This window comes from Gracilibacillus pellucidus (genome assembly GCF_033949965.1).
Taxonomy (GTDB): domain Bacteria; phylum Bacillota; class Bacilli; order Bacillales; family Amphibacillaceae; genus Gracilibacillus; species Gracilibacillus pellucidus.
The window spans coordinates 101,266-114,793 of the sequence record NZ_JAWZSR010000008.1; the positions used below are offsets into that span (position 1 = coordinate 101,266).

Below are 13,528 nucleotides of genomic sequence, written 5' to 3' on the forward strand. Positions count from 1 at the left end.
CTAAGGAATATAAAGACAAAATCAATAAATTTAAACATAGAAGAATGGAAACGAGTTGTGGGGGATTAAAAAAATGGGTTATACGCCAATGATACAGCAATACTTATCGATAAAAGCAGACTATCAAGATTGCTTTTTATTTTTTCGTTTAGGCGATTTTTATGAAATGTTTTTTGAGGATGCAAAGAGAGCGGCCTTAGAATTAGAAATTACATTAACAAGTAGAGATGGTGGCGGAGAAGAGAAAATTCCGATGTGTGGTGTTCCTTTTCACTCAGCTGAGAGCTACATCAAAGCATTAATAGAAAAAGGATATAAAGTGGCGATTTGTGAACAAGTAGAAGACCCGAAAGCAACGAAAGGTGTTGTGAGGCGGGAAGTGGTTCAGCTTATTACACCAGGTACAGTAATGGAAGGTAATATGCTAGATGATAAAGAGAATAATTACCTTGCAGTTGTGACAGAAACAGGTAAACAGAAATTTGCTTTTGCTTATACGGATATGTCTACAGGTGAGACATTTGTGATGGAAATTAATCGTGGCTGGAATGCTGTGTTAAGTGAACTGTTTAACCGACCAATCAAAGAGGTTGTAGTCGAACAAGATTTTTCACCTGCCTATATAGAGGAATTGAAAGAGAAGATGCAGTTAACTGTTTCATATGCTAAAGAAACAGAACAAAATGAGCTTATTGCAGGGCTTGTCACTAATATTTCCGATAGCCGTTTAGCTGATACATGTAAAATATTATATCAATACTTATTCCATACCCAAAAGCGTGCTATAGACCACCTCCAAAAAGCACAGGTAATTGAATTAGCTGAATATATGACATTAGATATGTATTCACAACGAAATTTAGAAATTACCTCTTCTTTATTACGAAAAGAAAAATTCGGTAGTTTATTATGGGTCATTGACCGTACTGTTACGGCAATGGGGGCGCGTAAATTGAAGAAATGGCTAGAAAGACCTTTGCTTACACAGTCTTTAATCGAAAAAAGGTTAGACTTAGTGAATGGATTCTACCAACAATTTTTTGAAAGGGAAGAAATAAGGGAAGCACTGCAATCGATTTATGATTTGGAGCGTTTGTCAGGAAGAGTATCTTTTGGAAATGTGAATGGTCGAGACTTAATCCAATTAAAGCGATCATTAGCTAAAATTCCTTTTATAAAAGAAACGTTAAAGCAATTTGATAATAAAGCGATTAAACAATTAGTCGAGAAAATAGACGATTTACCAGACTTACTGGAATTACTTGATGTTAGTATTGCAGAAGATCCACCGATAGCAATTACAGAAGGTAACCTGTTAAAAGATGGATATAATCAAGAATTAGACGGATTTCGAGATGCATCAAGAAACGGGAAGCATTGGATTGCTGAATTAGAACAGAAGGAAAAAGTCGAAACAAATATAAAATCTCTAAAAATTGGTTTCAACAAAGTTTTCGGTTATTACATTGAAGTAACACGTCCTAATTTGCCAATGATTCCAGAGGGACGTTATGAACGTAAGCAAACATTAACAAATGCAGAACGTTTTGTTACAGCAGAATTGAAAGAAAAAGAAGCACTCATTCTTGAGGCACAAGATAAGAGTGTGGAATTAGAGTATCAATTGTTCTTAGAAATTAGGGAGAAAGTAAAAGATTATATTCCAGATCTTCAACGTTTGGCAGAAACAATTAGTGAGATAGATGTGTTACAGAGCTTTGCAACAGTAAGTGAAGAAAATAACTATGTTCGTCCAACATTTACGAATGATCACAATATATATTTGGAAGAAAATAGACACCCGGTTGTAGAGAAGGTAATGAAAGATGATCAGTTTGTTCCCAATACCATTGAACTTGCGGAAAATAAGCATTTATTATTAATTACAGGACCAAATATGTCTGGTAAGAGTACGTATATGCGTCAGTTAGCTTTAACAATTATTATGGCGCAAGTCGGATGTTTTGTACCAGCAGAACGTGCAGAACTATCTATCACAGATCAAATCTTTACGAGAATTGGTGCCGCTGATGACCTTGTGTCAGGACAAAGTACATTTATGGTAGAAATGCTAGAAGCAAACCACGCGATTCAGCATGCAACAGAGAACAGTCTTATTTTACTTGATGAAATCGGACGAGGTACAAGTACGTATGATGGGATGGCACTTGCACAAGCAATTATCGAACATATTCATGACCAAATAAAAGCAAAAACTGTTTTCTCGACACACTATCATGAATTAACAAGTCTTGAAGAAAACCTACAAGGACTTAAAAATATCCATGTTCGTGCTGAAGAGATAGATGGAAAAGTTGTCTTCCTTCACCAAATTCACTCAGGAGCAGCTGACGAAAGCTATGGAATACATGTAGCCCAACTAGCTGGTTTGCCAGATTCATTAATTAAACGTGCCAATATTATTTTGTCACAATTAGAAGGAACGACGGAGGAAAAGTCTGAACCTGTTCAAAAGACGAAAGATGATGAGCTAGCAATGGAGCAAATTTCGTTCTTTGCTACAGAGAAGCCTAAGCGAAAAGAAGAAGTATCTCCAGTAGATAGTGAAATAGTTACGTCGTTACAGAAAATTAATTTGCTAGAAATGACACCAATGGATGCAATGAACGAATTGTATAAATTACAAAAGAAAGCGCAGGAAACAAAGGGGCGATAAGAGATGCAAATCAATGAGCTTCCAGATTATTTAGCGAATAAAATTGCGGCAGGTGAAGTTGTTGAAAGGCCAGCCTCCGTTGTAAAAGAGTTAGTAGAAAATAGTGTTGACGCTGAAAGTAGCTGGATTAAAGTAGATATCATTGATGCTGGACTACAAGAAATTAAGGTAACAGATGATGGTAATGGTATTGAACATGAACAAACCCAAAAAGCTTTCTTAAGACATGCTACAAGTAAAATCAAAAATGAAAATGATCTATTTCATGTTAATACGCTAGGGTTTCGTGGAGAAGCTCTAGCAAGTATTGCAGCAGTCAGCCGATTAGAAATCAAAACATCTACAGGTAAAGAAGCAGGTACACGAATGGTTCTCGAAGGCGGTCATATTAAAGAAGAAGGTAGAAGTGATGCAAGACAAGGGACAGAAATTACTGTCCAAGACATTTTCTTTAATACGCCTGCTCGCCTAAAGTATTTGAAAACCGTTCATACCGAACTTGGTCATATTACTGATATCATTAATCGTATGGCTTTTTCACACCCAGCTATCCGCTTTGAATTGACCCATAACGGCAAGCGTATTTTTCAATCAACAGGTAAAGGGGACTTACGTCAAATAGCTGCATCTGTCTATGGTATGTCAGTTGCCAAACAGATGATCCCAGTAGCAACTGAAACACTTGATTATGAGATAAATGGTTATATTGCGAAACCAGAAGTGAATAGAGCTTCTAGAAACTATATCACAACCATTGTCAATGGTCGTTTCATTAGGAGTATTGGACTGGCAAAAGCGATTACTAATGGATTTCATACGTTTCTTCCCATCGGTAGACAACCAGTCGTTGTACTAAATATTAAGATGGACCCATATTTAATTGACGTTAATGTTCATCCTACTAAATTAGAAGTTCGGTTTAGTAAAGAGAAGGAGCTTTTTGAAGCGGTTGAACAGATGGTTAAGAATGCATTACACAAGCAGACGCTCATTCCGTCTGGACAGAAGAAAACACCAGTTAAAAAAACATCTGAGCAGCCACAGTTTCAATTTGATCAATATGAGCCAACTATCAAACGAGAAGCAAATAATAACCTCGTTACACCTCTGAAACAAGAGGAGCCTGTGGAAGAAGAGATAGAAATGATTCGAGAAACTGAGCCTGTAACAAATAGTATGACAGACGAAGATAGTGGTTATAATGAAGAAGGTTCTGTTGATGTCTTGGAGACAATAGAAGAGCAAGTTGAAGATCCGAAAGAACAAATAGAGCGTGTTCCTGTCATGTATCCAATTGGTCAACATCATGGCACATACATTTTAGCGCAAAATGATGATGGACTCTATATCATTGATCAACATGCTGCACAAGAACGTATTAAATACGAATATTTCCGAGATAAAATCGGAGAAGTAGACGATCATGTTCAAGATTTGTTAGTACCATTAACGTTTGAATTTACACAACAAGAAGCACTGTATATCGATCAATATAAAGAAGAACTGCAAAAAGTTGGGTTATTTTTTGAATCGTTTGGTCAGAATACATTTATTATTCGCTCACATCCACATTGGTTCACGAAAGGTGAGGAAACGGAAATTGTTCGTGATATGGTAGATCAATTAATTCAGGACAAGCAAGTGAATATTCATAAATTAAGAGAAGATGCAGCAATTCTTATGTCATGTAAACGGTCGATTAAAGCAAATCACTATTTGAATGTAGAAGATATGCAACGTCTACTAGATGACCTGAGAAAGTGTGAGGAACCATTTACATGTCCACATGGAAGACCGATTATTATACAATTTACTAAATATGAAATGGAAAAAATGTTTAAAAGAGTTATGTAATTAGATGAAGAATTTAGCAATGTCATGTATACTATAAAGAAGCATTGTCATCAATGGATGTGATTATTTGAAAGAAAAATTAACAATAATTGTTGGACCAACAGCGGTAGGTAAAACCGCACTCTCAATTGAAATCGCCAAGAAGTTTCAAGGGGAAGTAATAAGTGGCGATTCGATGCAAATATATAAAGGACTTGATATAGGAACGGCAAAAGTTACAGATGAAGAAAAAGAGGGTATTAATCATTATATGATCGATATTTTAGATCCTTCTGCATCATTTTCTGTTGCGGATTTCCAAAAACAAGTTCAGGAAAATATTGAAACTATTTATGCGAAGGATAAACGTGCAATTATTGCTGGTGGTACTGGTTTGTATATTCAGTCTGTTTTGTATAATTATCAATTTGCAGAAAATGAGCGATCTTCCTTATATGAAAAGCAAATAGAAGCAGAAATCAATCAAAAAGGAATTGATTCGGTGTATCAGCGCTTGCAGCGAATTGATCCTGTACAGGCGGAGAAAGTTCATCCTAATAATCGTCGTCGTTTGATTCGCGCATTAGAAGTTTACGACAGAACAGGGATAACGATGACAGAACATCAACAAAACCAAGTGAAAGAAGCTCTCTATGATGTTCGAATAATCGGCTTAGAGATGGAGCGTGCTCTATTATATGATCGAATTAATGAACGAGTAGATCAAATGGTGGAAGATGGACTGATTGAGGAAGTGAAACACTTTTATGAGAAAGGCTTAGAAAACTGTCAATCGATGAGGGGAATTGGTTATAAAGAGATTATTCCCTATTTAAAAGGGGATGTATCATTGGATGAAGCGATCGATATATTAAAGCGAAATTCACGTAGATTCGCTAAAAGACAATATACATGGTTTAAAAATAAGATGCCTGTAGAATGGTATCCTATTACGGTAGAAACGAAAGATCAGGTTTTTCAAAATATTTTAGCAGATTTAGAAGGATTCTATAAAGAAACATAGAATATAAAATATAGAGAAATAAGAGGAGGTTCTACCTATGTCTCAAACAGTCAATATTCAAGACCAGTATTTAAACCAACTTCGCAAAGAACGAATGGCAGTAACAGTCTTTCTTACAAATGGATTCCAGTTACGTGGAGTGGTAAAAGCTTTTGACAATTTTACTGTGTTGCTTGAAACAGAAGGTAAGCAACAATTGATATTTAAACATGCAATATCTACTTTTGCTCCAGCGAAAAATATTAACATTGATAAGGAATAATGAAGTATGGATGGCGCTATACGTTAGGTAGCGCCTTTTCTATGCATGAAAAGAATAAGATTTGTAACAATAATAAGAAAAATAGTAGGTGATTGACATCGAGAAAGTATTATTAATCGCGATTCTTCATGACGAAAAGAATGAAGAACGATTTTATTATTCATTAAATGAACTGAAGGCATTAGTGGATACTGCAGAGGGAGAAGTTGTTGAAACGATCGTCCAAAAAAGACCATCACCTCACCGCAAGTATTATGTTGGAGAAGGGAAACTTGCTGAAATTAAAGAGATCATTGATGAGAAAGAGATTGATGTGGTCATTACCAATGAGGAGTTATCAGGTGGACAATCAAGAAATCTTCTCGAACAATTAGAAGTTCATGTCATTGATAGAAGTCAATTAATTTTAGATATTTTTGCTTCAAGGGCGCGTACGAAGGAAGGGAAACTACAAGTAGAGCTTGCTCAGTATACATATATGTTACCGAGATTACATGGTCAAGGTACAGAACTGTCAAGGCTTGGTGGTGGAATTGGAACAAGAGGCCCAGGTGAAACGAAACTAGAGACAGATCGACGTCATATTCAGAATAGGATGGATGATATCAAACGTCGATTAAAGCAAGTGGTTAATCAACGAGAACAATACCGTGGCAATCGTCGTAAAAATCGACTATTTCAAGTTGCGGTTGTTGGCTATACGAATGCTGGGAAATCGACATTGTTCAATAACCTGACCAAAAGTGATTCTCTTTATGAAGATAAATTATTTGCAACACTTGATCCTTTGTCAAGGAGGATGAAGCTACCTTCTAATGTTGAAGTGTTATTGACTGATACGGTAGGATTTATTCAAGACTTACCGACTGCATTGATTGCAGCTTTCCGTTCAACTTTGGAGGAAGTACGTGAAGCGGATTTGATTCTTCATGTCATTGATAGCTCTGCGCCAGACCGTGAAGAGCATGAAAATACTGTGTATCAACTTTTATCTGAATTAGAAGCAGATGATATTCCGATTATTACTTTATATAATAAGAAGGACTTAGTTAATGTTGAAGATTTCGTCCCAATGTCGCATCCGTATTTTATCATTAGTGCCTTAGATGGTGCAGACCAACGGACAGTGAAAACAGAAGTAGAAAAGGTAATGAAGGATAGTTGGGAATATTATGCTGGCTTTGTACCAGAACGTAATGCAACAAAACTTGCGAAATTAAAGCAACATACAATAATCGAGAAGCAAGATTATTCTGAAGTAGATCATGGCTACTATGTGAACGGATTTGTGGATCCAACTCATGCAATTATGAAAGAAATAAAGGAGTTTCAACACGATGAATCAAGCAATCATAACAGAAGTTGAGAAACAAATAGAACCTGTTTTTCAGCAAATACGAGAAATAGAATTACAAAATCAAGAGAAAGTATTACGAGCATTTCGTGAACATCAAGTCAGTGATAGTGATTTTAATCCGACAACTGGATATGGATACGATGATTATGGGAGAGACAAGCTAGAAGCTGTATATGCATCCATTTTTGGTGCGGAAGATGGTCTAGTTCGTCCACAAATCACTTCTGGCACACATGCGATTAGCACTGCACTTTTTGGTGTTCTCCGACCTGGCGACCAATTGCTTTATGTTACAGGTAAGCCGTATGACACTTTGAATAAAGTTATTGGTCACGAGAAACATGTCCCGGGTTCCTTGGTGGATTTTGGTATTAACTTTGCTTATACAGAGCTTGATAATGGAGTAATTGATCGAAAACAAGTGAAAGAAATGATGAATGATAAAACAAAAGTAGTAGCTATCCAACGTTCAAAAGGATATGATGACCGTCCGTCTATCACCATGAAGGAAATGAATGAGATCATTACATTTATTCGTCAAATAAAGAAAGACGTAATTATTTTCGTTGATAACTGTTATGGTGAATTTGTAGAAATAACAGAACCAACTGAGTTAGGTGCAGATTTGATGGCAGGCTCGCTTATTAAGAACCCTGGTGGAGGTATTGCCAGAATGGGCGGATATATCGTTGGTAAAGAAGAATATGTAGAGATGGCTGCCAATCGATTAACAGCCCCTGGAATTGGGAAGGAAGTTGGGGCAAGTATTGGTATGCTTCAAGAGATGTACCAAGGATTATTTTTAGCTCCGCACGTTGTTAGTGAAGCGCTAAAAGGAGCGGTATTTACATCTGCATACTTACAAAAATTAAACTTCACTACATCACCAGCATATGACGCACATCGAACAGACTTAATTCAAACTGTTACTTTCAATACAGCAGAACAAATGGTGGCATTTTGTCAGGCGATTCAAAGACAATCACCAATTAACTCTCACGTACTACCGTATCCAGCGCCGATGCCTGGATATGCAGATGATGTTATTATGGCAGCTGGGACATTTATACAAGGCGCCAGCCTAGAATTAACAGCAGACGGTCCAATTAGAGCACCGTATACGGCTTTTGTACAAGGCGGCCTAACCTATACACATGTGAAGCTTGCTGTTACAAATGCAGCTGAAGAATTATTGAAATAAAAAACTAATGTTATGTTTTCTAACATGTCTTGACAACTATTCTCCGCAGTGTATAATAGACTTATAGAAAACAGATGGAAGGGGTGAAAGAGATGAGTGATTTAGATAGACGTTCGATGCCCTTGTTTTCTATCGGAATAGTGAAGTCACTTACAGGATTAACAGCACGACAAATTCGGTATTACGAAGAACATCAATTGATTCACCCTTCACGTACGGAAGGTAACCAACGATTGTTTTCATTTAATGATGTGGATCGACTGTTGGAAATTAAGGAATTAATTGAAAAAGGTTTAAATTTAGCTGGAATTAAGCAAGTTCTAGAAATGAAGAGTATGCCGAAAACGGTTCAAGCAACATCAAATGAAAAATCTCCGGAAATTTCTGAAAAAGAATTACGTAAGATCTTGCATAAAGAATTACTAAGTGCAGGAAAGCTAGGTAAAACTTCGTTAAGACAGGGAGAATTATCACGATTCTTCCATTAAATAATAAAGGAGAGAGTGTAGCAATGGGATTTACTAAAGAGGAAATCAAGCAAAAAATCAAAGAGGAAAATGTAAAATTTATTCGCTTGCAGTTCACTGATCTACTTGGAACAATTAAAAATGTGGAGATTCCATTAAGTCAATTGGATAAAGCGTTAGACAATGAAATGGTATTTGACGGTTCTTCTATTGAAGGATTTGTTCGTATCGAAGAGTCTGACATGAAACTGTATCCAGACTTAGATACTTTCGTTGTATTCCCATGGACTTCTGAAAAAGGAAAAGTGGCACGTTTTATTTGTGATATTTACAATACAGACGGTACTCCATTTGAAGGATGCCCACGCTATAACTTGAAACGTAACCTTAAAAAAGCAGAGGAACTTGGATTCACCTCCTTTAATATTGGTACAGAGCCAGAATTCTTCTTATTTAAACTAGATGACAAAGGGGAACCTTCTCTAGAGCTTAACGATAAAGGTGGATATTTTGACCTTGCACCAACAGACTTAGGTGAAAATTGCCGTCGTGATATCGTCCTTGAGTTAGAAGAAATGGGATTTGAAATTGAAGCTTCTCACCACGAAGTTGCACCTGGTCAACATGAAATTGACTTTAAATATTCTAATGCGATTAAACACGCAGACGATATTCAAACATTTAAATTAGTAGTAAAAACAATTGCTCGTCAACACGGTCTACATGCAACATTCATGCCAAAACCATTATTCGGTGTGAACGGTTCTGGTATGCACTGTAACATGTCACTGTTCAAAGACAAGACAAACACATTCTTAGATGAGAATGGTACACTACAACTAAGCGAAACGGCTTATCAGTTTATCGCTGGTATTATCAAACATGCTTTGTCATTTACGGCAGTAACAAACCCGACAATCAACTCTTACAAGCGTCTTGTGCCTGGTTATGAAGCGCCTTGTTATGTAGCATGGTCTGGTTCAAACCGTAGTCCGTTAATTCGTGTACCAGCTTCTCGTGGTTTAAGTACACGTGTTGAGGTGCGTAGTGTTGACCCATCTGCTAACCCATACTTAGCTTTATCAGTATTATTAGCTGCTGGTTTAGACGGCATCGAAAATGAATTAGAAGCTCCTGAAGCAATCGACCGTAATATCTATATTATGGATAAAGAAGAGCGCGAAGCTAACGGTGTGCAAGATTTACCAGCAACATTAGCTGACGCACTAGAAGAATTGAAGAAAGATGAAGTAATCGTAGAAGCACTAGGTGATCACCTATTCGAACACTTCATCGAATCAAAAGAAATCGAATGGGATATGTTCCGTACACAAGTTCACCCTTGGGAAAGAGAACAATATATCCAAACTTATTAATCTATCAAACTCCTTGGCGCTGTTGCGTTTAAGGAGTTTTTGTTTGTGTGATAAAATGTTGTCATTTTTGTTCACCCCAAGTCGCACCCCAAAAACACCCCAAAAAAATTTATTTCTTATTATAAGATGTAATTTGATTGAAGTAAGATTCATAATTAGCCATTGACCTTTCATCAAGTCGTTTAGAAATGTGTGAATAAACATCTGCTGTTATTTGGTAGCTACCATGACCTAATCTTTCTTGGATGTATTTCATATCACTACCAGCTTCTAATAATAAGACTGCATGAGTGTGCCTTAACGAGTGAATAGGTAATTCAGGTATACGGGCTTGTTTTAAAATCCTTCTAAATGCATTAAATAAACTAGATTTAGGCATAAAACTGCCATCTTCTCGGCAAAAAACCAAATTAAGATCATGCTGATAAATATCATTTAAGTTATTCTTATTCTTGTTTTGCCATTTTAAATGGTCTTTTAATTGATTGATAGTGTTGTTAGTTAAAGTGATTGTTCTTTTAGACCGGAATGTCTTAGGATCACCGAATAATTCATCATCAGAAAAGTGGATCCAACCAAGTTGAAAGTTGGCCAAGTGATAAATCTAGGGAAGGCTAAGAAATTCAGTGGATCTGGTGGCAGTTCAAGTAAAAGCAAAAAAGCTAATCTAAAAGTAGATGGTTATTGGGGAACAGCGACAACTAAGGCATTGCAGAAAGCTTTGGAAACTGTTGCAGATGGCGTAATCAGTAACCAATCTCGAAATAGTGTTACTGCAGCTATTGCTGGTGGTATTACATTTGGCAAAGGTGGAATTCTTGTGATTAAGGAGCTACAACGTAAAGTAGGCTCCAAAGCTGATGGTCTGTTAGGTCCGAATACGATTAAAGCATTACAAAAATACCTTGGAACTCCAGTTGACGGCATGATTAGTAAGCCTTCCTTGATGATCAAAGAGTTGCAAAGACGACTGAATAAAGGAACGCTGTAAATAGATAAATCCGTTCGATTACTATAATGTTTGATTAAAAAAGCCCAGGTGTGGAAAACCCGGACTTAATCTTTTAGAAATAAAAGAATTGATCAATTAAACTTAAGCACTTAATACATCGTAATAGAGTCGATAGAACTAGGATACTTAGTCATGAAGTTACTGCTGCATTATCTGAATAAGGTTGCCGCATGTATCATCGAAGACAGCTATTGTGACATCATCCACTTTTGTCGGTTCCATAGTAAACTTCACACTTTTATCCATTAATCGTTTGTACTCTGCGTGAATATCTGCAACCCCAAACATTGTTACCGGGATACCTTCAGCAAATAACCTCTCTTGATACTCTTTTGCGGCAGGGTGGTTATTCGGTTCAAGTGAAAGCTCGGTACCTTTTTGTTCCTCGGGAGAAACTAGTGTTATCCACCTAAATTCTCCTGCGGGAACGTCATGCTTTTTTACAAACCCCAGCGTTTCTGAATAAAATTCTAATGCCTTATCTTGGTCTTCTACGAATATACTTGTAACAATTATTTGCATTTTTTTTGGCCTCCTTTGATATTTTCCATGTATGGTAATCAGGTAACAATCCAGGTGCATTCAACATCCCCACACATTCGTCATAAATTCTGTTCTGAATATATCAGTACACTTCAAAAATAACAATTTTCCCAACATCCGGTCTTCCATAATCCTGCCATCTATTTAAAGAATTAGCATTACCATTGTTGTAGTAATACCCAAGTTAGCTTAAGTACATTCTTTCACGATCAATAAATTTATTGTATCATAAATTCTGTACGATATGGAAAAAAGCACTTGAACGGAAAGCACGGGTTTAATTTTACTATTTAAATATTATCCATCCAACGATTAATATCCGAAGATGTTATATTAGTGTACCCGTTTGGTTGGTCTGTATATTGACCAGAAAATAACTAGAGTTATTATCAAAACAGGAGGATAAGTATTTCTCTAAAAGGCTAACATCATCACCCGTTTTAATTAAATAGACGGATGCGTGGATATGTTTAATATCATATAATTTGGAGAGCATTTGACTTACACAGCTCTCTATCTGAGTTGATTGTTTCGAATCGTACGAGAATAAATAAATTTTAGATGCTATAATATATGTAACCTACCTTCAATTCATTTATTGTTAGCATACCAAAATAAAACGTAAGATTAAATTAAATGTAGTTTTCATAAAAGCCCCATGCATTAAATAACTACTATTATTATTCAATCAAGTTCACCTAAATCATCTAACAATCCATAAGTTTGATTAAATCACCTAACTTTTAACTACCTAATTTCAATCCTGCACTTTCGAATAATTCCTTTATAAAAGTTAATATGTACTTCCTTATAGATGGATTGAAAGTTAATGGCAAATGGGGCAGTACAACGATAAAGGCATTGCAAAAAGCACTTGGTACCGTTATAGATGTTGTGCTTAGTAAGCCTTAGCCAACGGTTAAAGAGTTGCAGCGTCGTTTGAATAAAGGTGATTTTGTATAAGGTAATATAGTTTATAATTAAAAAGGAGCACTTTTGCATCATGCTCCTTTTTACAGAATAATTGAACAGTAAATCAGACGTGTTATTCTATTAATCAATTAGTATTTTGGTGTTATTTATATGTAACTGAGGTTAGAAATTCGCATTAATGATGTTGCCTATTCCCATTAATATAAAGAAACTAAAAAACATAATCGTATTTGCAATAATTAGTAAATAATTTTTGATTAATGCCGCAAATACTATACCAATAGTTGCAATAACAAAAGTCGCAATCCAAAAAGGGCTTGCCACTTCAAAAACTACATTTGGAACCCATATTAATACACAAAATACAATACATAGTATTGAAATTAACTTGTATTTTTTGCTTCCTTTCATATTATCTCCCTCATTTCAAAGCTGTATTGTCATTTAAAATGCTAATGAGTTAAGTTAAAGTTCCTTTGAGCAACCATTTGCTGTCATTTGAGCTGTAAAGTAACCTTGAACAGCTCTAGCCATTGCCTTTTCCGTAAACCCCATTCTATCATAATAAATCTGTATTCTTAATATCAATAGAGCATCGCTCTTACAATCAAAATAACCATGTTCAGCATAATCTTTATCATGATACATACAAGCTTTATCTAGTAAATCTTTAGTAGATCCTTCACCATGTCCAGGACCGCACCAATTCCCCCATACAGGCAGTGTAAGTTTAGCAGTTACAGCCACTTTGTCACTTATGGACTGATCGTTGTCATTTATAGGCTGATCGCTTAATTGACCGCTCACCCTATTTAAGTTTTGTCCAACAAGCAAAAGAAATTC

At 36.1% G+C, this 13,528-nt stretch carries 12 protein-coding genes and 1 pseudogene; 9 read left to right on the top strand and 4 right to left on the bottom strand.

What is annotated here, in order from left to right:
• Positions 1–73 precede the first annotated feature (73 nt).
• The 8 genes from mutS (at position 74) to glnA (ending at position 10,197) form a co-directional block, all read left to right on the top strand.
• Positions 74–2,677 (top strand): DNA mismatch repair protein MutS, encoded by a 2,604-nt coding sequence (gene mutS, locus SH601_RS13555; protein WP_319958871.1) that lies wholly within the window; start codon positions 74–76, stop codon positions 2,675–2,677.
• Positions 2,678–2,680: 3 nt separating this feature from the next.
• Positions 2,681–4,531, top strand: a complete 1,851-nt coding sequence (gene mutL, locus SH601_RS13560) for a DNA mismatch repair endonuclease MutL (protein WP_319958872.1) — start codon at positions 2,681–2,683, stop codon at positions 4,529–4,531.
• Between the two features lie 67 nt (positions 4,532–4,598).
• Positions 4,599–5,534 (top strand): tRNA (adenosine(37)-N6)-dimethylallyltransferase MiaA, encoded by a 936-nt coding sequence (gene miaA / locus SH601_RS13565; protein WP_319958873.1) that lies wholly within the window; start codon positions 4,599–4,601, stop codon positions 5,532–5,534.
• A 37-nt stretch (positions 5,535–5,571) separates the two neighbouring features.
• Complete coding sequence (gene hfq, locus SH601_RS13570) at positions 5,572–5,796, top strand: RNA chaperone Hfq (protein ID WP_319958874.1); 225 nt, start codon at positions 5,572–5,574, stop codon at positions 5,794–5,796.
• A 91-nt stretch (positions 5,797–5,887) separates the two neighbouring features.
• Positions 5,888–7,162 (top strand): GTPase HflX, encoded by a 1,275-nt coding sequence (hflX, locus tag SH601_RS13575; protein WP_413775132.1) that lies wholly within the window; start codon positions 5,888–5,890, stop codon positions 7,160–7,162.
• Positions 7,134–8,354 (top strand): methionine gamma-lyase family protein, encoded by a 1,221-nt coding sequence (locus SH601_RS13580; RefSeq protein ID WP_319958876.1) that lies wholly within the window; start codon positions 7,134–7,136, stop codon positions 8,352–8,354. Before hflX ends, SH601_RS13580 begins: the two co-directional genes overlap by 29 nt.
• Before the next feature lie 92 nt (positions 8,355–8,446).
• The gene (locus tag SH601_RS13585) at positions 8,447–8,842 is read left to right on the top strand and encodes a MerR family transcriptional regulator (protein ID WP_319958877.1); all 396 of its coding nucleotides are present in this window, start codon (positions 8,447–8,449) and stop codon (positions 8,840–8,842) included.
• A gap of 23 nt (positions 8,843–8,865) precedes the next feature.
• Positions 8,866–10,197: a type I glutamate--ammonia ligase gene (gene glnA, locus SH601_RS13590; protein WP_319958878.1), complete on the top strand. Its 1,332-nt coding sequence runs from the start codon at positions 8,866–8,868 to the stop codon at positions 10,195–10,197.
• Positions 10,198–10,306: 109 nt separating this feature from the next.
• On the opposite strand, the pseudogene SH601_RS13595 reads toward glnA, so the two are convergent.
• Positions 10,307–10,759, bottom strand: a pseudogene (locus tag SH601_RS13595) (site-specific integrase); the annotation flags it as partial.
• Positions 10,760–10,777: 18 nt separating this feature from the next.
• On the opposite strand from SH601_RS13595, the gene SH601_RS13600 reads away from it, so the two are divergent.
• On the top strand, positions 10,778–11,188 hold the full coding sequence (locus SH601_RS13600) for a hypothetical protein (RefSeq protein ID WP_319958879.1): 411 nt from the start codon (positions 10,778–10,780) through the stop codon (positions 11,186–11,188).
• 159 nt (positions 11,189–11,347) lie between these two features.
• Here the strand turns inward: SH601_RS13600 and SH601_RS13605 are convergent, their stop codons facing one another.
• From SH601_RS13605 to SH601_RS13615, 3 genes are all read right to left on the bottom strand, one after another.
• Positions 11,348–11,731 (bottom strand): VOC family protein, encoded by a 384-nt coding sequence (locus tag SH601_RS13605; protein ID WP_319958880.1) that lies wholly within the window; start codon positions 11,729–11,731, stop codon positions 11,348–11,350.
• A gap of 1,116 nt (positions 11,732–12,847) precedes the next feature.
• The gene (locus SH601_RS13610) at positions 12,848–13,096 is read right to left on the bottom strand and encodes a hypothetical protein (protein WP_319958881.1); all 249 of its coding nucleotides are present in this window, start codon (positions 13,094–13,096) and stop codon (positions 12,848–12,850) included.
• Between the two features lie 54 nt (positions 13,097–13,150).
• Positions 13,151–13,519 (bottom strand): hypothetical protein, encoded by a 369-nt coding sequence (locus tag SH601_RS13615; protein WP_319958882.1) that lies wholly within the window; start codon positions 13,517–13,519, stop codon positions 13,151–13,153.
• Positions 13,520–13,528: the final 9 nt, after the last annotated feature.